Source organism: Methylobacillus methanolivorans, from assembly GCF_054588515.1.
On the sequence record NZ_BAAILT010000002.1, the window covers coordinates 1,286,109 to 1,311,136 of the forward strand.

The 25,028-nt window shown below is 50.4% G+C and carries 21 protein-coding genes; 10 read left to right on the top strand and 11 right to left on the bottom strand.

What is annotated here, in order from left to right; all coding sequences use genetic code 11:
* Positions 1–342 (top strand): ISC system 2Fe-2S type ferredoxin, encoded by a 342-nt coding sequence (gene fdx, locus LG202_RS07375; RefSeq protein ID WP_230347743.1) that lies wholly within the window; start codon positions 1–3, stop codon positions 340–342.
* A gap of 23 nt (positions 343–365) precedes the next feature.
* Here fdx and LG202_RS07380 read toward each other — a convergent pair whose 3' ends face one another.
* Together LG202_RS07380 and LG202_RS07385 are read right to left on the bottom strand one after the other, a co-directional pair.
* On the bottom strand, positions 366–3,725 hold the full coding sequence (locus LG202_RS07380; protein ID WP_230347744.1) for an EAL domain-containing protein: 3,360 nt from the start codon (positions 3,723–3,725) through the stop codon (positions 366–368).
* A 153-nt stretch (positions 3,726–3,878) separates the two neighbouring features.
* Positions 3,879–5,303, bottom strand: coding sequence for a porin (locus tag LG202_RS07385; RefSeq protein ID WP_230347745.1), 1,425 nt, complete (start codon positions 5,301–5,303; stop codon positions 3,879–3,881).
* A gap of 511 nt (positions 5,304–5,814) precedes the next feature.
* Between LG202_RS07385 and LG202_RS07390 the strand changes: the two genes are divergently transcribed.
* Positions 5,815–6,480, top strand: coding sequence for a carbonic anhydrase (locus LG202_RS07390; protein WP_230347746.1), 666 nt, complete (start codon positions 5,815–5,817; stop codon positions 6,478–6,480).
* Between the two features lie 39 nt (positions 6,481–6,519).
* On the top strand, positions 6,520–8,082 hold the full coding sequence (locus LG202_RS07395) for a SulP family inorganic anion transporter (protein WP_230347747.1): 1,563 nt from the start codon (positions 6,520–6,522) through the stop codon (positions 8,080–8,082).
* Positions 8,083–8,144: 62 nt separating this feature from the next.
* On the opposite strand, the gene LG202_RS07400 is transcribed toward LG202_RS07395, so the two are convergent.
* The 3 genes from LG202_RS07400 to prfB form a co-directional block, all read right to left on the bottom strand.
* The gene (locus tag LG202_RS07400; protein ID WP_230347748.1) at positions 8,145–8,696 is read right to left on the bottom strand and encodes a bactofilin family protein; all 552 of its coding nucleotides are present in this window, start codon (positions 8,694–8,696) and stop codon (positions 8,145–8,147) included.
* Positions 8,697–9,071: 375 nt separating this feature from the next.
* Positions 9,072–10,532, bottom strand: a complete 1,461-nt coding sequence (gene lysS / locus LG202_RS07405; protein ID WP_268867624.1) for a lysine--tRNA ligase — start codon at positions 10,530–10,532, stop codon at positions 9,072–9,074.
* Positions 10,533–10,597: 65 nt separating this feature from the next.
* A protein-coding gene (gene prfB / locus LG202_RS07410; protein WP_230347750.1) for a peptide chain release factor 2 occupies positions 10,598–11,702 on the bottom strand; the annotation gives its coding sequence in 2 pieces (ribosomal slippage) (positions 10,598–11,620 and positions 11,622–11,702; 1,104 coding nt in all).
* Between the two features lie 156 nt (positions 11,703–11,858).
* Here prfB and LG202_RS07415 point away from each other — a divergent pair.
* The 5 genes from LG202_RS07415 to pstB all read left to right on the top strand — a co-directional run bounded on the left by LG202_RS07415 (position 11,859) and on the right by pstB (position 16,649).
* Positions 11,859–12,737 carry a trypsin-like serine protease gene (locus LG202_RS07415; protein ID WP_230347751.1) on the top strand — a complete coding sequence of 293 codons (879 nt, stop codon included), beginning with the start codon at positions 11,859–11,861 and terminating at the stop codon, positions 12,735–12,737.
* An 89-nt stretch (positions 12,738–12,826) separates the two neighbouring features.
* Positions 12,827–13,849, top strand: coding sequence for a PstS family phosphate ABC transporter substrate-binding protein (locus LG202_RS07420; RefSeq protein ID WP_230347752.1), 1,023 nt, complete (start codon positions 12,827–12,829; stop codon positions 13,847–13,849).
* Positions 13,850–13,942: 93 nt separating this feature from the next.
* Positions 13,943–14,884 carry a phosphate ABC transporter permease subunit PstC gene (gene pstC, locus LG202_RS07425; protein ID WP_230347753.1) on the top strand — a complete coding sequence of 314 codons (942 nt, stop codon included), beginning with the start codon at positions 13,943–13,945 and terminating at the stop codon, positions 14,882–14,884.
* Positions 14,885–14,886: 2 nt separating this feature from the next.
* Complete coding sequence (gene pstA, locus LG202_RS07430) at positions 14,887–15,825, top strand: phosphate ABC transporter permease PstA (RefSeq protein WP_230347754.1); 939 nt, start codon at positions 14,887–14,889, stop codon at positions 15,823–15,825.
* Positions 15,826–15,869: 44 nt separating this feature from the next.
* Positions 15,870–16,649: a phosphate ABC transporter ATP-binding protein PstB gene (gene pstB, locus LG202_RS07435; protein ID WP_230347755.1), complete on the top strand. Its 780-nt coding sequence runs from the start codon at positions 15,870–15,872 to the stop codon at positions 16,647–16,649.
* Between the two features lie 93 nt (positions 16,650–16,742).
* Here pstB and LG202_RS07440 read toward each other — a convergent pair whose 3' ends face one another.
* The 3 genes from LG202_RS07440 to LG202_RS07450 form a co-directional block, all read right to left on the bottom strand.
* Positions 16,743–17,651 carry a GIY-YIG nuclease family protein gene (locus tag LG202_RS07440; RefSeq protein WP_230347756.1) on the bottom strand — a complete coding sequence of 303 codons (909 nt, stop codon included), beginning with the start codon at positions 17,649–17,651 and terminating at the stop codon, positions 16,743–16,745.
* 204 nt (positions 17,652–17,855) lie between these two features.
* Entirely contained in the window at positions 17,856–19,109 is a 1,254-nt protein-coding gene (locus LG202_RS07445; RefSeq protein ID WP_230347757.1) for a D-amino acid dehydrogenase, read from the bottom strand.
* A 73-nt stretch (positions 19,110–19,182) separates the two neighbouring features.
* The gene (locus LG202_RS07450; protein ID WP_230347758.1) at positions 19,183–20,388 is read right to left on the bottom strand and encodes a glycosyltransferase; all 1,206 of its coding nucleotides are present in this window, start codon (positions 20,386–20,388) and stop codon (positions 19,183–19,185) included.
* Positions 20,389–20,496: 108 nt separating this feature from the next.
* Here LG202_RS07450 and LG202_RS07455 point away from each other — a divergent pair, with 108 nt between their 5' ends.
* A complete protein-coding gene (locus LG202_RS07455; RefSeq protein ID WP_230347759.1) occupies positions 20,497–21,198 on the top strand; it encodes a hypothetical protein in 702 nt (233 codons plus the stop codon).
* Between the two features lie 22 nt (positions 21,199–21,220).
* On the opposite strand, the gene LG202_RS07460 is transcribed toward LG202_RS07455, so the two are convergent.
* A complete protein-coding gene (locus LG202_RS07460; RefSeq protein ID WP_230347760.1) occupies positions 21,221–21,589 on the bottom strand; it encodes a diacylglycerol kinase in 369 nt (122 codons plus the stop codon).
* A gap of 131 nt (positions 21,590–21,720) precedes the next feature.
* On the opposite strand from LG202_RS07460, the gene LG202_RS07465 reads away from it, so the two are divergent.
* On the top strand, positions 21,721–22,554 hold the full coding sequence (locus tag LG202_RS07465) for a zinc dependent phospholipase C family protein (protein WP_230347761.1): 834 nt from the start codon (positions 21,721–21,723) through the stop codon (positions 22,552–22,554).
* A 504-nt stretch (positions 22,555–23,058) separates the two neighbouring features.
* Here LG202_RS07465 and LG202_RS07470 read toward each other — a convergent pair.
* Positions 23,059–23,598, bottom strand: coding sequence for a phosphatase PAP2 family protein (locus LG202_RS07470; RefSeq protein WP_230347762.1), 540 nt, complete (start codon positions 23,596–23,598; stop codon positions 23,059–23,061).
* A 62-nt stretch (positions 23,599–23,660) separates the two neighbouring features.
* Complete coding sequence (gene glmM, locus LG202_RS07475; protein WP_230347763.1) at positions 23,661–25,022, bottom strand: phosphoglucosamine mutase; 1,362 nt, start codon at positions 25,020–25,022, stop codon at positions 23,661–23,663.
* Positions 25,023–25,028: the final 6 nt, after the last annotated feature.

Consider the following 25,028-nt stretch of genomic DNA (forward strand, 5'->3'; position numbering starts at 1 on the left):
ATGGCAAAAATTACTGTTCTCCCGCATCCGGAATACTGCCCCGAAGGCAAGACATTCGAGGCGCAGCCCGACAGGTCGATCTGCCATAACCTGCACAAGCAGGATATCGACATTGATAGTGCCTGTGGTGGCGTTTGCGCCTGTACCACCTGCCATATCTATGTTCAGAAGGGCTACAGCTCGCTATCCGAACCTGAAGAAATAGAAGAAGACATGCTAGACCAAGCTTGGGGCTTGAAGCCCAACTCGCGCCTCTCATGCCAAGTTATTGTCGGCAATGAGGACATTGTAGTGGAAATCCCGATCTACTCGCTCAATCTCGCCAAGGAACCTCCTCACTAGGCCGATCAGCAGGCAACGCTTGGTCAGGCCTCCGCCAGGCCAGTTTCCTCTGCAAACTGTAAGCCATGCGCATAGGTACGGCCTGCGCGCCTTGCTGTGTCAAAGCGCAGCATGCCAAGAAAAGCTTCTGCACTCAGCGGTCGGCTGAAAATATAACCCTGTAACTGATCACAGCCTTTTGTGCGCAAGAATTCAAGTTGCGCCTGGGTTTCCACGCCCTCGGCCACGACTTTGACCTTCAGGCTATGTGCCATGGCAATGATCGCCTGCGTAATCGCCATATCATCTGCATCTTGGGGAATATCCCGGACAAAAGAGCGATCAATCTTCAATGAGTCAATCGGGAAGTGTTTGAGATAACCCAATGATGAATAACCCGTACCAAAATCATCGATCAGCACATGGGTACCCAGGTTACGGAAATGCTGCAACATCTGGCTGGCCCGCTCTGCATTCTGCATGATCATGCTTTCCGTGATTTCCAGCTCCAGGCAATCTGGCGTCAGCCCACTTTCATCCAATGCACCCAGAATCACTTTATGCAGGCTATCTTCACGGAATTGCCGCGCAGAAATATTGACCCCAACCCTGATCGGCCTGCCTGCAATCTCTTGCCAAGCATAAGCATCGCGGCAAGCCTGCTTCAACACCCACTCACCAATCTGGATAATCAAGCCAGTTTCTTCCGCGATCGGAATAAACTCCTGTGGTGAAACCATACCCAACTCGGCATGTTGCCAACGAATTAAAGCCTCCGCCCCGATAATGTACTGCCCCGTCAAATCCAGCTTTGCTTGATACAACAAAGTGAACTCATTACGCTCTAGCGCACGACGCAGACCGTTTTCAAGGGTGAGTCGGCTAACACTGCTGGCATTGCTTTCGGCAGAGTAAAAATGGAAAGTATTCTTCCCATCATCCTTGGCACGGTACATCGCCATATCTGCATTTTTCAATAATGAGAATATATCCACGCCATCCTCAGGATAGGCACTGATCCCGATACTGGCACTGATATACAACTCCTGCTGCATGAGGATAAAAGGCTGCGCCAGCGCATGCATGATCTTGCGTGCCACCGTCACCAAATATTGTTGGTCAGTGAAATCCTCGACCAGCACGACAAATTCATCCCCGCCCTGGCGCGCAATGGTATCCGTTTGACGTAAACACTCCCGGAGGCGGCTTGCTGTCTCTTGCAACAACATGTCTCCAGCTTGGTGCCCCAGGGTATCGTTGATGATCTTGAAGCGGTCAAGATCAATGAACAGCACACCAATACGCTGCTGGTAGCGCTGAGCACGCAACAAGGCTAACTCAATACGCTCCTGTAGCAAGGCCCGGTTAGGTAGCCCAGTCAAGCCATCATGAGTAGCAAGAAATTGCAGGCGCTCTTCGGACTGCTTACGCTGGCTGATATCAGTCAATACCACGATATAGTTCTGTAAAATACCGTTGCCATCGTATACAGAACTGATCGACACCCACTCCGGATAATACTCACCGCTCTTTTTTCGCCCGATGAGCTCTCCCATCCACTGGCCATGCTGCTGCACCAAGCTACCGATCGCTTGATTATCCTCGGCCACGTCATCAAGCAAAGACAAGCGCGTACCAATGCAATCCTCGCGCGCATAACCAGTCATTCCCAGATAAGCCTGGTTTACCTCCAAGATATTGCGCTCCCTATCTGTGATCAGGATCGCCTCGCTTGTATTATCAAATACCTGCTTGGAAAGGTTGAGGCCCGCTTCGGCAGCCTTGCGTGCCGTAATATCCAACATGACGCCCAGCAACTCCTGGGGCTTATTGCCACTGCGATCAGGAATCACCCGCACAATATCCTGTAGCCAGACCACCCGACCATCCGCAGCCAGCATCCGGTACTCAAACACATGATCTTGAAGCTGCTGGGTTTCCCAACTACAAAAATCTACTACCCACGCCCTATCATCCGGGTGAATTTTCTCTACCCAGAAACGGGGGTTAGCCACCCACTCCTCGAGGGGATATCCCAACAAACTTTCAGCCTCCTGACTCACAAAGGTAAAAGCCGCTTCTGGAGTGGCACGCCAGACGACAGCCTTGACCGACTCGACCAGCTCACGATATTCGGCACGGCTATGCAGCAAAGCCTCCTCAGCCTGTTTACGGCTGCTAATATCAATGATAAGTACCACGACACGCTCGCTATCATCGCGATAATTAGCCGCCGCCACCTCAATCGGTATCGGCTTACCCGATTTACTGATCCCAAGTGCCTCATATCGGCTAGGTGTAAATTCACCGCGCACCCGCTGCTCGTAATGTCGCGCTACACGCTCACGATCACTTGGGTGTATCAAGCTAAGGAAATGAGAGCCCATGGGGATATCGCGCGCATCATAGCCGCCTATCTTCCATAAAGCCTCGTTGGCATAGACAATCTTGCCATCCTCAATGACGACTACGCCTTCCCCTGCGTCAGACTGGGCATTACTCAATGCGTTGTAAAGCCCGAGCTGCTTTTTCAATTGTTCATCTGCTCGCAAACGCCCCACATGCACACCAGATAAACCGACACCAATCGACACGGTGACAAGCGCAAACAACCAATAGTTAAACAGCTCAGCGTTACTAAGCTCCATACTGAAATAGCCGTGATAACCACCACCACCCCACAACGCCGTGATGACAATCAACAACGACGCCAATGCCGCGCCTCGCTGGTGAAAACTCAATGCAGCCCATATCACCAACGGAAAGACAAGAAATGCCTTGGCCTCCAACTCGCCCGACTCAGACAAAAGTTCATTGAATGCCAGGAAACATAATCCCAGTAGCAATCCACTGAGCACCAAGGCTTCCACGATCTTTGCCCTGCTCCAGCGAATTGGTTCCGAGTGAAAAAAAGCCAGGATAGCAGGCGTCAGGAGAATAATGCCCAATGCGTCCCCCATCCACCATTGCAACCATGTCACAGACAAAAATGCGGACTGCACTATGCCAAATGCACTCAATACTAGACAACCCAAAGTCGCACTGAGCAAGGGGCTGAATATTGCCCCCACCAAAACCATGGCCAGCAAATCCTGCAAACGGGTCATCGCAGGTTCAAAATTAAAGCGCTTCAGGAGCAGGTAGGCCATCACAGCACCCGCAACATTGCCGCTCCCCACACAGAATGCTCCAAAAAAAGGAAGAGGGACCTCCACACTCCATTGTGTTGCTACCGCACCAAGCAGCAAACCAGGCACCACCCGCATACCACCAAGAATCAAAATGGCCAACGCAAATCCCGCCGGAGGCCAGATAAAGGTAGAAAATATGGCGGGAGTACCCAGTAACAAGGTGCTATGCCCAAGTAAGAAATATCCAAGGGCAATCGCGATGGAAATCAGCAAATATCGGATCGGCCTGCTTTTTTGAGCCGACTGGTGACTGGATATATACATAATCTACGCATTGTAGTAGCAAAATCTTACAAATGCGGTTAAAAATCGTTTTCTCAATAAAAAGCCCGCTCAAGGCGGGCTGTAGAGATATATCGAACCTGCTTAGAAGTTGTATTGCAACTGGAAACGCAGAATATCAGTGTTGTATTTCGCGTAAGGTGAAGCAGATAAGTTATTACGATCTAGCTTGGAATAGTAAGCCGTAAACTCAATCTCAGGGACTGGCTGCCACTCAAAACCAGCCTCCCAATCATTAACCTTATTCTGCGGAGCATTAGTTTCAAACTTTTGTGCACCATCAAAATATTGCCACTTCACGAACGGAATCATTACGCCGTAACCGTAGAAATCCTTGATGCGATACATGGCTTGAACATAACCACCATTGAGCGACTTTTCCTCAATACGTGTACGAGCATCATTCAACTCAGGACCACGTCCCCAGTTCCACTCAGCCTGCAAGCCAAAGGGTTGTGGGTACAACACGGCATGTACACCAACACGCTGATCCTTAAAACCATCTGTGGAAGGAAATGTTCTATCAATGTTAGCAATGCTCGTATTTGGCTTGAATGTACCAGAAATCGCCTGGATACCTGCTTCAAAAATCTGACCATTTTCGAACTTGACTGGATAAGTGAAGCGCGATACCAAATGTAGATTATCGTTATTCTCGGAGCGGTTGGCACCAGTACCGTTATACGCACCAAAAGCGAACATACCGTAGTTGCCAGAACCCTTCAGGCCACTGTCAACGAGATACTTGAACATATCCTGTTGTTCTTTTGGTGTGTAGTAGTAGAACACGCCTAAATCACGCTCATCCTTACAGCAGCTATTAATCGCGTCAGCACGATCCAGTGCGATACGGTTTTGGCTAGACTGCAGGTTTTCAAAGCCATAAGGAATTTTGGATTGACCAACACGCAGACGATGCACTCTATCTTTGGTCAAATAGATGTCACCATAGGCATCACGTAACTGCGCAATATTGCCAGTCTCACTTGAACCACTACCAGCGCGACTCGCAAAATCTGGTTGAATATAATAAGACAAACGTTCACCGATATCCCCGAAGAAAATCAAACGCATGCGGCGAATGAGAAAATTGGTGTTGTCGCCAATAGAGCGATCAGCCTGATGAGAAATGCTGGTCGTTGTACCTGGCATCGTTTTGTCACCACCAATGATCGGGTTGCTACGAAGCTGCATATAGCCACGCACCTTCATCGTATCGGCCCAGCTCTTGCCTGAACTAGTAGGCTTTGGCGCTGGGGCCATGGCAATCTTATCCAGCTTTTCTTCCAGCTCACGCTGTTTATGCTCAAGCTCTTGCTTCATTTCCACCAAATCAATGCTAGCGGCATTTTCACTCTTGGCTTCTGTTGCGTCCCCCACCGATTTAAAGGTGCCCATTTTTACCCGGTTAGGGCCAGGCTCGGAAAAAATCTGTTTAGTCGTAGAGTCTACATATAACTCCAGCACTTGAGCCTCCGCCATTGCAGTGGCAGAAGTTGTTGCCAGCATGACTGCTGTCATTAAAGCCTTACGGGCCATTTTCCCTGTTGTCATCGCAATCACTTTACAATTTACGCACTTGTTTTATTAGAAAGATGTATCTCAGGAGTGATACCAACTCGTGCGGCAAAGCCGCCAATCACTGATAGAAGCTAGCTCTACCAGCAATATGGCGTGCAGTATGTCGTTGCAATGTGACTGAATGATGTACTGAAAATGACAGTTTTATGACAGAAAGGTCATACCAGCATCAAAAAAGAACTAGAAAACCATGTCCCTTTCGATTATTTTTCATGCCAGCGTCATGATTTAACTGCATGATGCGATGAATAATTTGCCATGAAACTTTCAAAAACTTACATTTCTTTACAATAAGTTTTTTATAGAAACAATAAAATTTACCTATAATAATCATGTTTATATGGAACAAAAAAAATCCATAAATGTCTTTTATAGAACCAATTACGCATTATTCATTGCTCAATACGGTTATTTTTAACTTATCCGGGGAAGTAAAAATATGTACAAACACCCATTAAAAGACCGTGACAAAATGTCACCTCAAGAAGCATTGGCTATCCTGCTGGAAGGTAATCAGCGCTTCACCCAGAACATTTCGGCACATCGCGATCTACTCAACGTCGTGAATATCACCAAGGATAAACAACATCCTTTTGCTGCCATCCTGAGTTGCAGTGACTCGCGCACATCCACCGAACTGATTTTTGACCAAGGCCTGGGCGATCTCTTTAGTGTACGCTTGGCTGGAAATATCGCTTCGCGCAAGGCGATCGGCAGCTTGGAATACTCCTGCAAATATCTAGGCAGCAAGCTCATTGTCGTGCTGGGTCACAGCAACTGCGGTGCAGTCAAGGCTGCATGCGATGGTTTTTCCGGTGGGCATATTGGTGAAATCACCAAGATGATCTTCCCTGCCGTAGAGGCGGAAACACAAACCAAGGAAAACCGCTCTTCATCGAATGATGCTTTTGTTGGTCATGTGTGTGAAATCAATGTCAAGACACAGATTGATACGATCTGGAACTCCAGTGAAATCCTGCGCGAGATGCTGAACAAAGGAGACATCGGGATCGTAGGTGGTGTCTATGATTTGGCAACGGCTGAAGTCACATTCCCCAAGCAATACCAGATATTCAGCGCTGATCATCCACTCGTACAAAACTAGGATGCATCTAGGCCGCCCCTATCTTACGGATAAATTAGTATGACTACTCAAACCCCTACCGCCCCGGCACAATCCGGCAATTTCAGCAAAGACTTCTTTGCGTCCATTGTTGTTTTCCTGGTGGCGGTGCCCTTATGCCTGGGCATAGCGATTGCATCAGGCCTTCCCCCGACCGCCGGCATTATCACTGGCATTATCGGTGGCTTGGTCGTTGGCTCTATTTCAGGCTCACCTCTCACCGTCAGCGGCCCTGCGGCTGGCTTGGTAGTCATTGTGGCCGACATTGTGGCCGAATTTGGCCTGGCTATTTATGGCGTTATCGTATTAGCTGCTGGTGGAGTACAAATCCTAGCAGGTATATTCAAGTTAGGAGTTTGGTTCCGCGCTATCTCGCCTGCTGTGATCCACGGCATGCTGGGTGGTATTGGTATCCTGATCATTGGTTCACAATTTCACATCATGCTTGATCGCGACCCGCTGTCCAGTGGCATCAAGAACTTGATGGATATCCCCAATGGCTTGTTCGAGATATTCTCACTACATGGTGGCGGTAATATCTACGCAGCCATTACTGGGCTGATCACTATCATCTCGATTGTACTCTGGACACGTTTTGCCCCAGCAAAACTCAAACTGATTCCAGGGGCACTCATTGGTGTCGTGCTAGCCGTGATCATCGCCAACCTGTTCAGTTTCGATATCAAATACCTCACTGATTTATTTGATGGCCCAACTGACCTGCAAAATATCCTGGGCACGATTATTACGCCTACCATGAGCACGGTAGAAGCATCGATGACTGCAGGGGTCTTACTCGCCGTCATCTCACTCGCTTTTATTGCCAGTGCCGAGTCGTTGCTTTCTTGTGCTGCTGTTGACCAGATGCACCAGGGCGTTCGCACCAAATATGATCGCGAACTGATGGCACAAGGTGTTGGTAATGCAATTTGCGGTTTCCTGAGCGCTCTGCCTATGACTGGTGTCATTGTACGCTCCAGCGCAAACGTAGAGGCAGGCGCCACCACCCGCCGCTCCACCATCATGCATGGCTTGTGGTTGCTGCTATTTATCAGCGTGTTCCTCTTTACGCTGGAATACATCCCTGTCGCCACCCTTGCAGGCGTGTTGGTATATACCGGTTACAAGCTGGCTTATCCCAAAGTAGCCAAGGAACTCCTCTCCTATGGCAAGGCTGAGCTTGCGGTTTATATCATCACCATTGTCACTATCGTCAGCTTCAACCTGCTGGCTGGCGTGGTAACTGGTCTGGCGCTATCGATTGCCAAGCTCCTGTATGTGTTCTCCCACGTCTCCATCAAGGCAGAACACAATGCTGGTAGCAAGCAAACCACTTTGCACCTCAAGGGCTCGGCAACCCAGTTGGGCATTCCAAAGCTAGTTTCCGTGCTGGACAATCTGGAATCTGGTCGTGATGTTCACGTGCAGTTTGATGACCTGGAATATATTGACCATGCCTGCATCGAATTGCTGAGCGGCTGGCAAAAGCAATACCAGATGACTGGTGGAAATGTCACCATCGAATGGGATAGTTTGATCAGTAAGTATCACGCCAAGGAAGCCGCTGCGGCCAATGGTACTTGATGGAGATATTTAGCTAGCCAATAAAAAAGCCCCACAAGGGGCTTTTTTATTGGCATCAACTGCTATGCAGATTGAATGCGTTTGACCTTGCTATGACCCTCTTCTGAAGTAATAGAAGCAATATCACCGGACAACTCGCCGCCTTCCTCAATCAGTATCTTGCCATAACGGATTTTTCCACTTACTCGGCCAGTAGAATGAATGATCAACTGGCTGCGTGCCGTCAACTCACCTTCAAAATTGCCATGCACCTCGGCTACATCAATGCCCACTTTCCCAGAGAAGGCACCATGCTCAGCAATCTGGATCACCCGGCTATCCATAGTAGCCTCCACACGCCCTTCCACCACCAAGATGTCACAATCCTGAATCTCGGCACCTTTCAATTTAACATCCGGCCCCACAATCAGTCGGCTACCTGTTTGCGTATCCGCATGCACGCCACTGCTAGCTGGCACCTCAACCTTGCTAGCGACTGGACTACTTAACGGAGAAGTATGATGTGGTACTTGGGTGGTTTCTGGTTTGCTGTTCAGTGAAGATGAAACAGGATTGACGCTAGAGCTGTTTTGAGGAGTGGGAGTACGATTGAATAGACCTTGCTTGTTTAACATGGATGAAACCTCTCGTTTGATATGACAGACAGGCTCATTGCAACAATGAGCCAAGACCAACAAGAGTCAGCAAGGTGTATGCCACACCTTAATCTTCTTTTAAAATCATTTTGTTATGAAAAAATATTCATATTTCACAATAGATAAGCCGTGAAAATGTCGCCCAAGTACGACGTCAGTACCACTATCTTGCCGGTATTCATGTCTCCCTTACATCCTGCTGGATGAAGTCTGGGCTGAAAACAGCGCTATAAGTAGCTCACAGCCCACTTCCAGCAAAAGCGTCATCTCATCCTACAAACAAAGTGTTTGTCGCTGACAAGCAACAGTTAACAACAAGAAAAAAGGCCGGGATAACCGGCCTTGAAAGTTTTTTTAGTGCTCTGGTCGCATATGCGGGAACAAGATGACATCACGTATGCTTGGACTATCCGTCAACAGCATCACCAAGCGGTCGATACCGATACCGCATCCACCTGTCGGTGGCATGCCGTACTCCAGTGCACGGATGAAGTCAGCATCGTAATACATGGCCTCATCATCGCCTGCTTCCTTGGCTGCTACCTGAGCCTGGAAACGTGCAGCCTGATCCTCCGCATCATTTAATTCGGAGAAACCATTGGCAATCTCACGGCCTGTGATAAACAACTCGTAGCGCTCGGTAATAGCTGGATTGGTGTCAGATGCACGTGCCAGTGGTGATACTTCGACTGGGTAATCAATAATATACGTCGGGTTCCACAGTTGGCTTTCTGCTGTTTCCTCGAATAAAGCCAATTGCAACGCTCCTAAGCCCAGATGGGCAAAGGCTTCAACACCAAACTTTTTGAGCTCCTGCCGCAGAAAAGCTTCATCATTTAACTGCTCTAAGGCATATTGCGGCGCATATTTCTGGATTGCCCCAACAATCGTCAGCCGCTCAAATGGCTTGCTAAGGTCAAGCTCCCTGCCTTGATACTGCACCACGGCCGAACCACAGGCAGCAATGGCAGCAGCCCGGATACATTGCTCCGTGAAATCCATCAGCCAACGGTAATCCGTATAGGCGGCATAGAACTCCATCATGGTGAATTCTGGATTGTGGCGTACGCTCACACCTTCGTTGCGGAAATTTCGGTTGATCTCAAACACACGATCAAACCCGCCCACAATCAGGCGCTTGAGGTAAAGCTCAGGGGCGATACGCATATACATCTGCATATCCAGCGCATTGTGGTGCGTAATGAACGGCTTGGCTGATGCCCCACCAGGAATGGGATGCAACATTGGCGTTTCCACCTCCAGGAACTCGTGGCCAAGCATAAAAGCGCGTATAGCCGCGACAATCTTGCTACGCGCCATGAAGGTCTTGCGAGTGTCATCCGAAACAATCAGGTCGACATACCGCTGGCGATACTTGGTCTCTTGGTCTGCCAATCCATGGAATTTCTCCGGCAAAGGTCGCAGGGATTTGGTCAGCAGTCGCAACTCACTCACCTTAACTGACAACTCGCCAGTCTTGGTCTTGAACAAGGTGCCTCTGGCCGCAATGATGTCGCCCAGATCCCATTTCTTGAAAGCATCGTAAGTTTCTTCGCCAACGTTTTCCTTGGTCACAAATACCTGAATGCGCCCGCTCTTATCCTGCACAGTAGCAAAGCTGGCCTTGCCCATCACACGCTTCAACATCATGCGTCCGGCAATCGCCACGCTCAATGCGCGCGCTTCAAGATCTTCGCCCTCAAGGGCATCATAGCTATCATGCAGGCTTTGTGCGGCATGCTCAGGCTTGAAGTCATTGGGGAAAGCAACACCCTTTTCCCGAATCGCCTTGAGCTTCTCACGCCGCTCGGCCATGACATGGTTCTCGTCCTGTTGCACTACCTCAGTATCAGGCTTGGAATTTTGTGCGTCACTCACCCTTACACTCCCTGCTTCAAACTTTCAGAAATAAATGGATCCAGGTCGCCATCCAAGACGCCCTGGGTATTACCAACTTCGACGTTGGTGCGTAAATCCTTGATGCGCGATTGATCCAGCACATAAGAGCGGATCTGGTGGCCCCAACCGATATCGGTCTTGGCATCTTCCATCGCTTGTTTTTCTTCGTTGCGCTTGCGCAACTCCAATGCGTACAACTGCGCTTTCAACATATTCATCGCCTCATCCTTGTTGCGATGCTGCGAACGGTCATTCTGGCACTGCACCACGGTATTGGTCGGGATGTGGGTAATCCGCACTGCGGAATCGGTTTTGTTAATGTGCTGACCACCCGCGCCTGATGCCCGATAAGTATCGATGCGCAGATCAGCAGGATTGATTTCAACCACGATGGAATCATCCACCTCAGGATAAACGAATACGCTAGCAAACGAAGTATGGCGACGATTACCCGAGTCAAAAGGCGATTTACGCACTAGGCGATGTACTCCGCTTTCGGTACGCAGAAAGCCATAAGCATAGTCACCAGAGATTTTCAGCGAAGCGCTCTTGATACCAGCAACATCACCTTCGGACTCTTCCAGCACCTCAACCTTGAAGCCCTTGTTCTCGCAATAGCGCAAATACATGCGCAATAGCATGGAGGCCCAATCCTGCGCCTCGGTACCACCAGAACCAGCCTGAATATCCAGGAAGCAGTTGTTCGGGTCCATCGGGTGAGCAAACATGCGGCGAAACTCCATTTGCGCCACAACCTTTTCCAACTCCTGTGTATCGCTATCAATGCTCAACAAGGTGCTGTCATCGTTTTCTTCACGCGCCATCTCGAACAGTTCACGACTGTCCCGCACCCCGCTATCAACATCAGTCAACGATTTGACAACAAATTCCAGCTCGCGGCGCTCCTTGCCCAGCTTCTGCGAGCGCTCGTTGTCATTCCATATATTGGGATCTTCCAATAACTGGGATACTTCCTCTAGGCGCTGCTGTTTGCTTTCGAAGTCAAAGATACCCCCGTAAGGCCTGGTGACGCTCGGCAAGGTCATCCAGACGGTTGGCAATAAGATTGAGTTGTTCCGCTTCCATGCAATATCCGAACTGACTAAATTCAAAGGTCGCAATTATACATTAATGCCCTGCCACCCGCTGTTTGCCCTCCAGAATACCCATACCTACACTCGTGTATTTCTCCACTCATGCTTTATCTACAATAGGTACTTCTTAAACCCAACGAGGTTCGCTATGCATTCGTTTCACCCTGCCTGCATCATCACCGCTGCGAGCCTTGCCTTCAGCCAGCCAGCATTTGCACTGGTCGGTAGCACACCTACCACGGACTTTGGCATGGTAGGCCAAATCATCGGAGGAACGGACGGGGTACTGGTAGCACCTAACTGGGTACTGACAGCAGGCCACTCAGCCACAACGGGCAAAGTATTTTCATCCGGCTTTGGTGATGCCTTGATTGATAAGAAATTTGTGCTTCCCAACTATCAATTCCCAGGCAACGATCTGGCACTTCTACACCTAGCCACGCCAATTCTTGCCGACCGCTACACAGCCTTAAACCTGACCTATATTGAGAATGTTGAGCCTTACGGCACTGTGACACTAGCCAATGCCAGCGGAAACGGCAATGGACGCTATGTAGAAACCTCGCTAATCGACAATATTGCACACATCGGCAGCTACAATGTGCATTGGATCATTACTGACAGCACGCCTGCTGGCAATGCCATCGTGCAAGGCGGGGATAGCGGCAGCGGGTTATTCCTGGGCACACATGGTGCTGAAGATGTGATACTAGGCGGTATTGCGTCTGCCATTTGCCAGACCAATAAATCCTGCTATGTCCAGCCAGCCGCCTATCAAGACTGGCTAGATATCACGATGATGCTCTATACCCCTACCAACCCCGACGAAACCACCCGCCAGCGTCTGAACTGGATAGGTAGCACCTCTGACCCTAGCACGCTAACAAATATTTCTACATCACAGATCAGCGCCGTTCCAGAACCAGTTTCCTATAGTTTATTTATCCTTGGCATCGTGCTCCTCGCCAGCTTGCGTGTTCAAACCAGAATAACCTCAAGACATTTTGCCTATTTGTCACAAATATGAAATATTTACGCTTTATATTTGCCGGGTTGTCATGGGGGCATGCTCACATTGAGGCTCCAGGCAACAATTGACCAACCGACGGAGCCTATATGCAATTCCAATTTGTTCCAACCCAGTTATTGAAGGCAGCCGGTATTGCTGCCCTCGTTACAGCTGCATTCTCGATCCAACATGCAGACGCAGCCCCAGCAAAAAATGACATTATCCGTATCGACGGCTCCAGCACCGTCTACCCAATTACCGAAGCGGTTGCTGAAGAGTTCCAAAAAGCGAAGAAAATCAAGGTCACTGTCGGTATTTCTGGCACGGGTGGCGGCTTCAAGAAATTCTGCCGTGGCGAAACTGACATCTCCGAAGCTTCCCGTCCTATCCTGACCAAGGAAATCGAAGCATGTAAGGCTGAAGGTATTGAGTTTATCGAGCTACCAGTCGCCTACGATGCACTCACCGTTGTCGTGAACCCGAAAAACACCTTCATCAAGAGCTTCACCGTTGAAGAGCTGAAAAAGCTCTGGGAGCCAGATGCTCAAGGCAAGGTCAAGACCTGGAAGCAAGTCAACGCTGCTTGGCCTGACACCCCCGTGAAGCTGTTCGGTGCAGGCTCTGACTCCGGTACTTTCGACTACTTCACTGAAGCCATTGTCGGCAAGGCTAAATCCAGCCGTGGCGACTTCACCGCCTCTGAAGACGACAATGTCCTGGTACAAGGTGTTGCCAGCGATGTTGCCGCTACAGGCTACTTCGGCTTTGCCTACTATGAAGAAAACAGCACACGCGTTAAAGCCGTGCCAATTATCGCAAAAGCTGGCGCACCTGCAGTATTGCCATCCCGTGAAAGCGTTATGAACGGCACCTATCAGCCTTTGTCACGCCCACTGTTCATTTATATCAGTGCAAAAGCTGCTAAGGAAAATCCTAATGTGAAGGCATTTGTCGACTTCTACCTGGCAAACAGCAAGGAACTGGTTGAAGAGGTGAAGTACATTGCCCTGCCTAAGCATGAGTATGCCGCCGTGACAGAACACTGGAAGGCTCAGAAAGCCGGTACAGGTTTTGGTGGTGAGCCTGAAGTGGGCGTCAAGATCACAGATCTGTTGAAGCGTATCAAGTAATCCCCTTCATCCCGGGAAGCCAGAGATTTCAGGCTTCCCGGCATCGCCCGCATAACTGCATTCCGTTACAATGCACGGATTATCAATGTGATCATGGTCTCTCAAGTGTTAGAAAAACCCGCTGAACTCCCCATCAGTGCGCGTCTTGCCAAGAATGTGCGTCGCCACATCTTGGAACGTGTCATTGAATTTATCCTGATGCTGGCAGCACTCTCTGCCGTGGCTACCACGATTTCGATTGTCGTGATTCTGTTGTATGAATCCTTCACCTTTTTTGAACATGTCTCGCTGTGGGACTTCCTCACCGATACGGAATGGACCCCACTATTCGAGAACGCCCATTACGGCATCTTGCCGCTGGTTTCCGGCACTCTGACGACTTCTGCAATTGCGCTTGCTGTAGCGATCCCTCTCGGTACGATAGGCGCGATCTATCTTTCCGAGTTTGCGTCGCACCGCACACGTGAAATCGTCAAGCCTATCCTTGAATTGCTGGTTGGCGTACCTACAGTGGTATTCGGCTACTTTGCCTTGCTGTTCGTCACACCATTGCTGCAAAAAATCTTCCCAGAATTGCCTGGTTTCAACATGCTCGGCCCTGGCATTGTCATGGGCATCATGATCATTCCGTATATCAGTTCCATGGCAGAAGATGCCATGCGTGCCGTGCCGATGAGTATGCGCGAAGGCTCCTATGCCATGGGTGCCACCCGCTTTCAAACCGCAATCCGTGTTGTCACACCTGCTGCCATCTCCGGGATTATCGCGGCTTACATCCTCGGTATTTCACGTGCCGTAGGTGAAACCATGGTGGTAGCACTTGCTGCTGGCCAGCAACCCAACTTGACCTTCAACCCGATGGAAAGCGCCGCGACGATTACAGCTTATATCGTACAAGTGGCAATGGGCGATCTTCCACACGGCAGTATCGGTTATCAAAGTATTTTTGCGGCAGGCCTGGTGCTCATGCTGATGACGTTGACCTTTAACATTATTGGTCACATCACCCGCAAGAGATTCCGCGAGGTATATTAATCATGACAACACAAGCATCCGTACTGGAAAACCTCGCCGAAGTGCGAGCGATGATTCGCCGACACAAGCGTAATGACTTCCTTTTCTCCATCGTTGGTTTGCTGGCCTTGATGATAGGCCTGCTGACACTGCTCACCTTGTTTGTCGACTTGGTAGCAGATGGCTACCCACGCTTCAACCTGGACTTTCTCACCAACTATCCATCACGCCGCGCAGCTAGCGCAGGCTTGCTGTCTGCCTGGGTAGGCTCACTCCTCGTCATGTTGGTGACATTCTTCTCCGCAGTGCCCATGGGCGTAGCGGCAGGAGTTTATCTGGAAGAATATGCGCCCAAGAACTGGTTCTCAGACTTGATCGAGATCAACGTCACCAACTTGGCTGGCGTACCTTCCATCGTCTATGGCTTGCTGGCACTTGGCTTGTTCGTCTATGGCCTGGGTTTTGGCGAAAGCATCCTGACCGCGGGCCTGACGTTGGGCCTGTTGATCCTGCCTATCGTCATCGTCACGACACGCGAATCCATTCGCGGCATCCCGGTGTCTATCCGTGAAGCTGCCTATGCGGTTGGAGCAACCAAATGGCAAGTGGTATTCCACCATGTTCTGCACTATTCTTCCGGCGGCATCCTGACTGGCATCATCATCGGCATGGCACGTGCACTGGGTGAAACTGCACCTATCATTACCATTGGTGCATTGACCTTCATCGCCTTCTTGCCACCATCACCCGTGACAGAAGCTGCGCCATTCATCAACTTTGACTGGCTGCAATCCGGCTTCACCGTGTTGCCTATCCAGATGTTCAACTGGCTGTCGCGCCCTGACCATGCATTCCATATCAATGCTGCTGCGACTGGCGCCTTGATCATCGTCGTGACCTTGCTCATGAATGGTACGGCTATCTGGTTGCGCTACCGCATCCGTAAAAACATCAAGTGGTAAGCCACATAAAAACAGAACGAATTCAGAATCAGGATATTGACATCATGGTAACAACAACTAGCCCGATCAAAGCCGAATCTCGCGACCTGAACTTTTACTACAGCAACGGTCACAAGGCGCTCAAAGGCATCTCCATGCCCTTATATGAAAAGCGCATCACCGCCTTGATCGGCCCATCCGGCTGTGGCAAGTCCACATTCCTGCGCTGCTTCAACCGCATGCATGACCTCTACCCTGGCAATAGCTATGATGGCCAGATTGTCATGCATCCAGACAACACCAACATCCTGGATAACGGCGTAGACCCTATCGAGGTACGCATGCGTATTAGCATGGTGTTCCAGAAGCCTAACCCCTTCCCCAAATCCATCTACGAGAATGTTGCCTACGGCCTGCGCGTGCGTGGCGAGCGCAACAAGCGCGTGGTGGATGACAAGGTGGAAGAAGCGCTCAAGGGCGCTGCGCTGTGGGATGAGGTAAAGAACCGTCTGCACGACTTGGCTTTCAACCTCTCAGGCGGTCAGCAACAGCGCCTTTGTATTGCCCGCGCCTTGGCAACCGACCCTGAAATCATGCTGTTTGACGAACCCACCTCTGCGCTTGACCCGATCGCAACCGCCAACATTGAGGAGCTGATGTCCGAGTTGCGCAACAAGCTCACCATCCTGGTAGTGACACACAACATGCAACAGGCTGCCCGCGTCTCTGACTACACGGCTTATATGTATCTGGGTGAACTGATCGAGTACGACGATACCGACAAGATTTTCACCAACCCCAGCCGCAAGGAAACCGAAGACTATATTACCGGCAAGTTTGGTTAATTATTTGCAAGTATGTAATACATCAATAAAAAGCCGGAGCAATCCGGCTTTTTATTGATTAATCTCCTTAAATGCAGACAACCTCTATTAACATCAACCATAATTCACTATAGACTGCCGTTTTAGATAATCTAGAGTTTTATTGTCTTCAGTACGCCATTCAAGCCATCCATTACTACTTCTACCTAAGATCAAATCTGAAGCACCACTAGGTGTCCTAAATAGAATGTCTTCCTGGAAAACGTAATAGTTACCTTCTAAGATTAATGCCCCTGCTGCAATCAGTTTCTGCCTTCTCCGATACGCAGACGCTCCTTCAAAACTTGGCGCACCATCTACACGACTCTTTGATCCCTTTAGTACAACCATTCCTTCTTCAGTATATTGAGCTGTAGCTAAAGCTTCATCCTGCCAGTAACAATAAAATAGCTCAGCATCATTATTACTAGCATCACTACTATCAGGACTAGCAGACTTTCTAGTAATTGGAATAGCTAGGCTTTCCATGAAGTTTTGCCCCAGGGTGGAAACTAATGTACGAATCGTTTCGAAAATATCTTCACAGTCCGCCTCCAGCCATGCCGGTGTGTGAGGCTTAGTTCCAGCATTACCATTCATTACATTATAACGCTGGGCATTATTAGCTTGCTGAATACTACGCCACTCCAAATACAGTGAATGGGTTTGTGTCAAACTTTGTGTTAGAGAAATCGCAACCAATGCTCTATTCCAGAATTCTTTATTTATATGATGCTCATTTAATCGCTTACCGAGTACGCCAGTTTGCCCAATGTAGACTTTCGCTTGGCCCGTATCTTCATCCTCACCTACCAAGTAATATACTCCCACCTGTTTAGACTCTGACATAGCCTGAAAATCAGCTAATAAAGCTCTTGGTATTTCAATTACTTGGGTTATCCCTGTAGTTATTGATGCAATCTGGATACCCCTTGGATCACCTGAGGGTAAAAAAATTTGAATAGTTTTAGGTCGTAAAATCATGAAATGCTAACGTCGATAGTTGTTTGAAAATATAAATGTGAACTTACCCTGCGTTATTAGAAATTTTTCAATTTCTAATTTACGGCTACTCAAACGCCATGGAATTGGCTATGCATCATATCTGATTGCAAACTACTCCAATACACTCATAAAGATATCTCTAAACAATCATACTATTAGAGAACTACAAGATAGGATTATTACCTATTCACTATAACGACTTATCCCAAGATCATCATGCCGGATGTCCGCGTCCCTGCCGGAGATGAGATCGGCAAGCAGTTTCCCTGAACCACAAGCCATCGTCCAACCCAGTGTGCCATGACCAGTATTCAAGTAAAGATTGGCAATAGGAGTGGTACCGACAATCGGCGTACCGTCTGGCGTCATAGGCCGTAGGCCGGTCCAGAAGTTGGTCTGGCTCAAGTCAGCGGCACCTGGGAATAAATCATCCACGATCAGTTTCAAGGTGCCTTCTCGCCTTGGGCTGAGACGACGATTGAAACCAACCAGCTCAGCCATGCCTCCCACGCGAATGCGATCATCGAAGCGCGTCACGGCAGTCTTGTAGGTTTCATCCAGCACTGTCGACACAGGAGCAGAAGCCTCGTCGATGATAGGAATGGTAATTGAATAGCCCTTGACCGGGTAAACAGGCACGTCGAGCACGACTTTGAGGATATCGGTGGAGTAAGCAGCTAGGGCAACAACATAGGCATCTGCCTGCAATCGCTCGCCGTTCACCACCACACTGTTGATATTACCTGACTCAATATCAAGACCAGTAATCTCTTGTCCGTAGCGGAACTGCACTCCCTTGGCCGCGGCCATGTCTGCTAGGTGCGTTGTGAACAAATGGCAATCCCCGGTTTCATCATGTGGCAACCACAGCCCACCCGTCAGCTTGTGCTTGACGCGTTCCAGTGCAGGCTCTGCTTTGGTGAGCAAGGAAGAAGGCAACAATTCAAATGGCACATGTGCAAATCGTAGCACTTCGATATCTCGCACAGCGGCATCAAGTTGCTCCTGAGTTCGGAACAGTTGCAAAGTGCCGCGCTGCCTGCCCTCGTATTCAATCCCGGTATCAGCACGGAGCTGATCCAGGCAATCCCGGCTGTATTCTGCCAGGCGGACCATGCGCGCCTTATTCTGCTCGTAACGAGCAGGCGTGCACTGTTTCAGCAATTGCCACATCCAGCGCAATTGCTGCCAACTGCCATCCGGCTTGATGAACAAGGGAGCATGGCGACGCAGCATCCACTTGAGTGCCTTGAGGGGGATCCCAGGGGCGGCCCAGGGACTGGCGTAGCCAGGCGAGACTTGCCCGGCATTGGCGTAGCTGGTCTCAAGCGCTGGCCCAGGCTGACGATCTAGCACGATGACCTCATGCCCTGCCTCGGCAAGATACCAAGCAGTCGTGACGCCAATCACGCCACTACCCAGGATCATCACTCTCACACGACCTCCCCACCTTGCTAGATAAGGGCTAGCTTAGCATCAAGTAAGCGTGCTGAGTCGGGTGGGGTCGAGTTTAGCCGCCTCGGGCCTTGAGATTGTTGTCCATATTCATCGCATGAAATGCACTACGACTTTGCACACGCTGGTAAAACTGCAACATCCGCTCTGCTTGCAGGCGTGCAGTCCAGCGCTTTGCGACATATTGGCGTGCTGCCTGCCCAAGCTTGGCGCGCTTGCCAGGATTTGCCAGCAAACTGAATACCTTGGAAGCAAAGATTCGCTCATCCTCAGTGGCAATCATCGCGCCCTCACCTTCAATCAAGATAGACTTGGTGCCCAATTCCGCCAGCGCCACCACGGGCACACCTTGCGCCATGGCTTCCAGCAGCACTAGCCCTTGCGTCTCGGTCTTGGAGGCAAATACAAACACGTCTGCGGCTTTATAGCAGGCATTCAGTTCTGTATTGCGGTCGAGATACCCGATGAACTTGATGTTGTCGCCCAATGCCAGCTCAGCACTCAAATCCTCAAGATGCTTTTGAGCGGGCCCCTCTCCAGCGACAACCAGTAGCACATCATGTTGCTGGCGGCGCAACTCATTCGCCATGCGCAGGAGAAAATCGATATTCTTTTCATGGGCAACACGCCCAACGAAGAGCGCAACAGGTCGCTGACGCGAGATACCATAACGATCACGGAAAGCTTCACCATCCGCATCTTCAAAGCTTTTTTCTTGCAAGCCAGTGGGAATCACCTCGGCACTGGTTTTGACGCCATAACTACGTAATGCATCCAGCATAGGTTGCGATGGCGCAATCACGGCGTTAACAGCATTGCACTGTTGCCGCGAGGTATTGATCGCGATCTTGCGGGCCATGGATTTGGGTATCCAGGGCAAGTAGTGGTGCATATAGTCCTCAAAGAAGGTGTGATAGGTTTCCAGGCAGGGAATATCCAGCAATCGGGCGAGCTTGATGCCAAGATAATGCGCCACGAATGGAGTATGGATATGCACGACATCATAATTCTCGTCGCGTAGCTCCGGCAGCAACTTCAACACGGCACGATAACGCATCAACTTATCTTCAGGGTCAAAGTAAATATTGCGTGCGGGGATACGCTTGATCCAGGCCTCATCTTCCGTCGCAATGCCATAATCCGGCGCGATCAGGTGCACCTCATGACCGAGTGCCTGCATCTGGCTCACAAAAGTACGGATAGACGTAGACACCCCATTCACACGGGGAAAGTACACATCCGAGATGAATAATATCTTCACGCGTCCCACTCCACTATCAACGAATACATGAGCGTGAAGATACCTATGGATTGTGACGATTCAATGAATTGCCATGTGCGCGTCACACTTTTTGGCTAGACTGATGCCATGACTCACCTATGCCGTTTACTGCTATTGCTGCCAGCCTTGTGCCCGATGCTTGCCATGGCCGCACGCCCGATGATTACCGATGATGCCCGCGTGGTGGACCCGAATAGTTGCCAGCTTGAATCATGGGCAAAACACAACCGTGACAGTACCGAATATTGGGCCTTGCCAGGCTGCAGCCCAAGAGAGAACCTTGAGTTAACGCTAGGTGGGGCGGTCACGCGCCAGGACGGCGAATCACAAAATAGCGATCTCATGCTGCAGGCCAAGCTCTTGTTCAAACAGCTTGAAACCAACAGCTACGGTTACGGCCTAGTGGTGGGCCACGCCCAGCATCCCCGGCTGGACAACAACTCCAGCATGATAGGCAACACCTACGCGTATATTCCCGTCAGTGCCTCTTTCTTCAGCGATAAATTGATCCTGCATACCAACTTTGGCGCATTGCACGACAAGGAAAATAACCGAACTGACATGACTTGGGGCTTGGGCTCTGAGATCCCCCTCGCCAACAAATTAGACCTGATTGCAGAAACCTATGGTGACCATCGCTCTCGACCTTACTACCAAGCGGGCCTACGTTATTGGTTGGTGCCTGAGCGCGTGCAAATCGATACCACCTACGGCAACCGAATGTACAACAACAGCGATGAACGCTGGCTCAGCATAGGCTTACGCCTGCTATCTGCGCCGCTTTGGTGAAAAGACCAGACGACTTAATTGACTAACCCAGTATCAACAGACCCCAAACCACTACAAGATTAATCAGGGAAATCAATACCGCTGCACTGCCAATATCTTTAGCACGCTTGGCAAGCTGGTGATTTTCAAGAGAAATACGATCAACCGTCGCCTCAATCGCGGAATTCAGCAACTCCACGATGATCACAAGTAGCACACTGCCTATCATCAGCGCCTTCGCCACAGCGTCGTTGCCAAGATAAATTGCCAATGGCACCAGGATAATTGCCATGAGCACTTCCTGGCGAAACGCATCTTCATTGCGGTAAGCCGCAGCAAGCCCATCGACAGAATAACCAAAAGCATTGATCAGGCGACGCAAACCGGTCTTGCCCTTGTATGGACTTTCCATGAGTTTCCCAGAACAGTATGTGGATGGTAGAGCGCCGCAGTATAGCAAATTGCCGGCAACCCCCGCTATTGTCACGATAACATCATGGATTTGCCACAATCCATTCATCGCCAACCCGCACATTATGCGGCATGAATACCAGCAAGTTATTGACTTTACTGCTGTGGTTCACGCCATTCGTGGGCTACAGTGCAGAAGTCCAGGCCTGGGGCCTGGTCACCCATGTTTACTTTGCTCACTCACTGCTTTGGGCCATGCCCTTGCTTGATCCGCGCCTACAACGCGCTATCCACCGCTTCCCGCAACTGGTCATGGCAGGAGCATGCCTGCCCGACCTGGCCATCGTCTCGCCACGCTTTAACCACAGCCATTATTGGGAAAATGCCCACCAGATGCTGGCCAATGCCTGCAATGATGAAGAAATGGCCATGGCTATCGGCTATGCCAGCCACCTCTACATAGACGTCATCGCGCACAACCACTTCGTACCCGCCCATGAAGCCATGTGGATGGAAGGCAGCATGATCACGCACATCGGCGCGGAATGGGCCATGGATGCCTACCTGGCCCCTTTGCTGGAACATACGCCATCACAACTGCTACTCAACCATAAGCATGCATTGGGTCAGTTCATCGCACCTTACTTCAACTGCTCGCCCTCTGAAGCCTATTGCACCATTACCAGACTAGGACGTGCAGACCGCCTATTACGCCTGTCGCGTTTGCCAGGCATGATCTACCATGGCATGCGCTTCATGGATAAACGCCTGTTCCGCAACTTTGCTTTCTACATAGCAAGAACCCAGACCGCGCTCAGCCATATCGGCACCCTGCTACAAGGCGGCAGACCGCACTGGGAACCCGAACTAAACCATTTATCTAGCGAACAGATGCAACACTGGCGCAAGCGCTGCTTGACTGACCTCAAGCGCAGACTTAATAGCCCGATCGAGTATTTCTACTAATATTGCGGCTGCACTCAGGTGCTCCGGTATTCCAGGGCGAACACAGCAACGCCAAGTCGTTGTCGTTGTTGACCTGATTTTTGACGTTGCCTTCCCCGTTTGGCTGCGCCGAGTAGCGCAGATCTCTCTGGAAAAACAGCTTGCGGATGCTTGAACGTAGCGAGTTCCGCAAGCCCCAAAAAAGATTGAGCAACACAGGGTAGCGAAAACATGCTTCCGACGCAGACTCCGGGATCGCCTTTTGTTTGATTAAGGCCACTTTTCCAACGACCTCAACGTTATCAACCTCAACAACGCATGTTCTTCGCCCATACTGTGATTGACGAAAGAATGGGTTTCTTTTCGCAAAAAGAAACAGGGCCAAAGAAAACGAAGCTTCGGCATAGCCAAAAGGCGACCCAATTGTTTACGTCCCGGAGCCAAGCTCCGGGCAACGTCAGAAGCAACAGCAACTTAGCATTGCTGTGCGCGCCCTTGAGATGAAATAAAAAATTGAGAGTTTAACTAGACAAATAAGAAAGATAGCGACGCAATCAAGGCCCCGATTGCTGCACCGGCAAGCACATCGCTCGGATAATGCAATCCCAGCACTACACGTGATAAGGCCACGAGCACCGCAAACGGCAGGATCAACAGGCCTAGCTCCGGATAGTACGCCAACGCCACCATGCTAAAGGCAACAGCATGCAAGGTATGCCCAGATGGGAAGCTGAATTTGTCGAGTGGCTTGCCAGCTAACCAAATATCCTGGTGGACGGCGTAAGGCCGCGGGCGCAACGTCTTTCCTTTGAGCCATTTGTAGATAGCTGTGCCAATCAGCCCTACGACCATCATATGCAAGCTGGCAACAACTCCGGCCTCACCTTGCGTCAGGATGAGCCCCAGCATGATGGTATACCAGAACACGCCATCGCCCAGGCGGCTTACCAGGCGGAAGCTCCAGCGTACTAAACGATAATGGCTGCTGCGATTGACCTTGATGCACAAGGCACTATCCAGCGCACAGATACGTTCAAGATAATTTGTCAGCGGACGGTTTTGCATGGGGGCAGATTCGCATGCCTCCATGACAAAACTGTGTCATTACGCTGAATTTATAATGACAGCTATTGACCAGCAACTTGCTGCACTACGGCAGCAATATCTTCCGCCAAACGTTGTACCAAAGCCCTATCCTGGCCTTCAACCATCACGCGAATCTTGGGCTCTGTGCCGGAAGCGCGCAGCAACACGCGGCCGCTGCCACCAAGCGTATCCTCAGCACTCTTCACAGCTGCCTGCAATTCAGCATTGCCATCCAGTTCAATTCGCTGCGCGACCTTGACGTTAATCAGTACCTGCGGATACAAGGGCAAGCGATTGCCCCAATCCGCCAGCGTCGAGCCGGAGGCACGTAAGGCATGCAACACCTGCAAGGCGGCAATGATGCCATCGCCACTGCTATGCTTGTCCAAGCTCAAAATATGCCCGGAATTTTCACCGCCCAATTGCCAGTTATTGGCATTGAGCAGTTCCAGCACATAGCGATCGCCCACTTTGGCGCGCTGGAACGGGATATCCTCTTTGGCAAGTGCATGCTCTAACGCCAGGTTAGTCATCAGGGTACCAACCACTCCGCCGGCCAATTGCCCACGCTCATGACGATGATGGGCAATGATGTAAAGCAGTTGGTCGCCATCCAGCAACTGGCCTTGATTATCGACCATGACTACGCGGTCGCCATCGCCATCGAATGCGATGCCAAGGTCTGCCTGGTGCTCGACCACGGCCTGCTGCAAGGCTTCAGGGTGTGTGGAGCCGACATTGAGGTTGATATTGAGGCCATTGGGCGCGGTACCAATGCTGATGACCTCCGCACCCAGCTCGTGGAACACGGGGGGAGCAACATGATAGGTAGCGCCATTGGCACAATCAAGCACGATCTTGAGTCCACGTAAATCAAGCGCATTGGGGAAAGTGCTCTTGCAGAACTCGATATAGCGGCCTGCTGCATCGTCGATGCGCTTCACGCGGCCAATCTGCTCTGTCGGCACCAGTTCCATGGGCTGATCTAGCTCGGCCTCGATCGCCAGCTCCACTTCGTCCGGCAACTTGGTGCCCTGAGCAGAGAAAAACTTGATGCCATTATCATCAAAAGGATTATGCGAGGCGGAGATGACGATGCCCGCCTGGGCACGCTGCGCTCGTGTAACGTGGGCAATCGCAGGCGTCGGCAAGGGCCCGGTAATACGCACGTTAACGCCGCCTGCACATAGCCCGGCTACCAGTGCCGTCTCGAACATATAGCCGGAAATACGGGTGTCCTTGCCGATGATCACTAATGGCTTGGTACCTGGCGCTAGATGATGATCCATGCGGGTCAGGACACGCCCGGCAGCATAGCCCAGGCGCATGACGAAATCTGGGGTGATAGGAAATGTGCCCACCTTGCCGCGCACACCATCGGTACCAAAATATTTTCTGCTCATCTCTTT

What these genes read in the sequence shown, in the direction of transcription:
- pstA (WP_230347754.1), top strand. Translation starts at nt 14,887, where the DNA reads ATGACAACACAAGCATCCGTACTGGAAAACCTCGCCGAAGTGCGAGCG.
- LG202_RS07420 (WP_230347752.1), top strand. Translation starts at nt 12,827, where the DNA reads ATGCAATTCCAATTTGTTCCAACCCAGTTATTGAAGGCAGCCGGTATT.
- LG202_RS07440 (WP_230347756.1), bottom strand. Translation starts at nt 17,651, where the DNA reads ATGATTTTACGACCTAAAACTATTCAAATTTTTTTACCCTCAGGTGAT.
- LG202_RS07455 (WP_230347759.1), top strand. Translation starts at nt 20,497, where the DNA reads ATGACTCACCTATGCCGTTTACTGCTATTGCTGCCAGCCTTGTGCCCG.
- LG202_RS07400 (WP_230347748.1), bottom strand. Translation starts at nt 8,696, where the DNA reads ATGTTAAACAAGCAAGGTCTATTCAATCGTACTCCCACTCCTCAAAAC.
- glmM (WP_230347763.1), bottom strand. Translation starts at nt 25,022, where the DNA reads ATGAGCAGAAAATATTTTGGTACCGATGGTGTGCGCGGCAAGGTGGGC.
- fdx (WP_230347743.1), top strand. Translation starts at nt 1, where the DNA reads ATGGCAAAAATTACTGTTCTCCCGCATCCGGAATACTGCCCCGAAGGC.
- LG202_RS07385 (WP_230347745.1), bottom strand. Translation starts at nt 5,303, where the DNA reads ATGCTGGCAACAACTTCTGCCACTGCAATGGCGGAGGCTCAAGTGCTG.
- LG202_RS07470 (WP_230347762.1), bottom strand. Translation starts at nt 23,598, where the DNA reads ATGCAAAACCGTCCGCTGACAAATTATCTTGAACGTATCTGTGCGCTG.
- pstB (WP_230347755.1), top strand. Translation starts at nt 15,870, where the DNA reads ATGGTAACAACAACTAGCCCGATCAAAGCCGAATCTCGCGACCTGAAC.
- lysS (WP_268867624.1), bottom strand. Translation starts at nt 10,532, where the DNA reads ATGGCCGAGCGGCGTGAGAAGCTCAAGGCGATTCGGGAAAAGGGTGTT.
- LG202_RS07460 (WP_230347760.1), bottom strand. Translation starts at nt 21,589, where the DNA reads ATGGAAAGTCCATACAAGGGCAAGACCGGTTTGCGTCGCCTGATCAAT.
- pstC (WP_230347753.1), top strand. Translation starts at nt 13,943, where the DNA reads ATGGTCTCTCAAGTGTTAGAAAAACCCGCTGAACTCCCCATCAGTGCG.
- LG202_RS07395 (WP_230347747.1), top strand. Translation starts at nt 6,520, where the DNA reads ATGACTACTCAAACCCCTACCGCCCCGGCACAATCCGGCAATTTCAGC.
- LG202_RS07465 (WP_230347761.1), top strand. Translation starts at nt 21,721, where the DNA reads ATGAATACCAGCAAGTTATTGACTTTACTGCTGTGGTTCACGCCATTC.
- LG202_RS07390 (WP_230347746.1), top strand. Translation starts at nt 5,815, where the DNA reads ATGTACAAACACCCATTAAAAGACCGTGACAAAATGTCACCTCAAGAA.
- LG202_RS07415 (WP_230347751.1), top strand. Translation starts at nt 11,859, where the DNA reads ATGCATTCGTTTCACCCTGCCTGCATCATCACCGCTGCGAGCCTTGCC.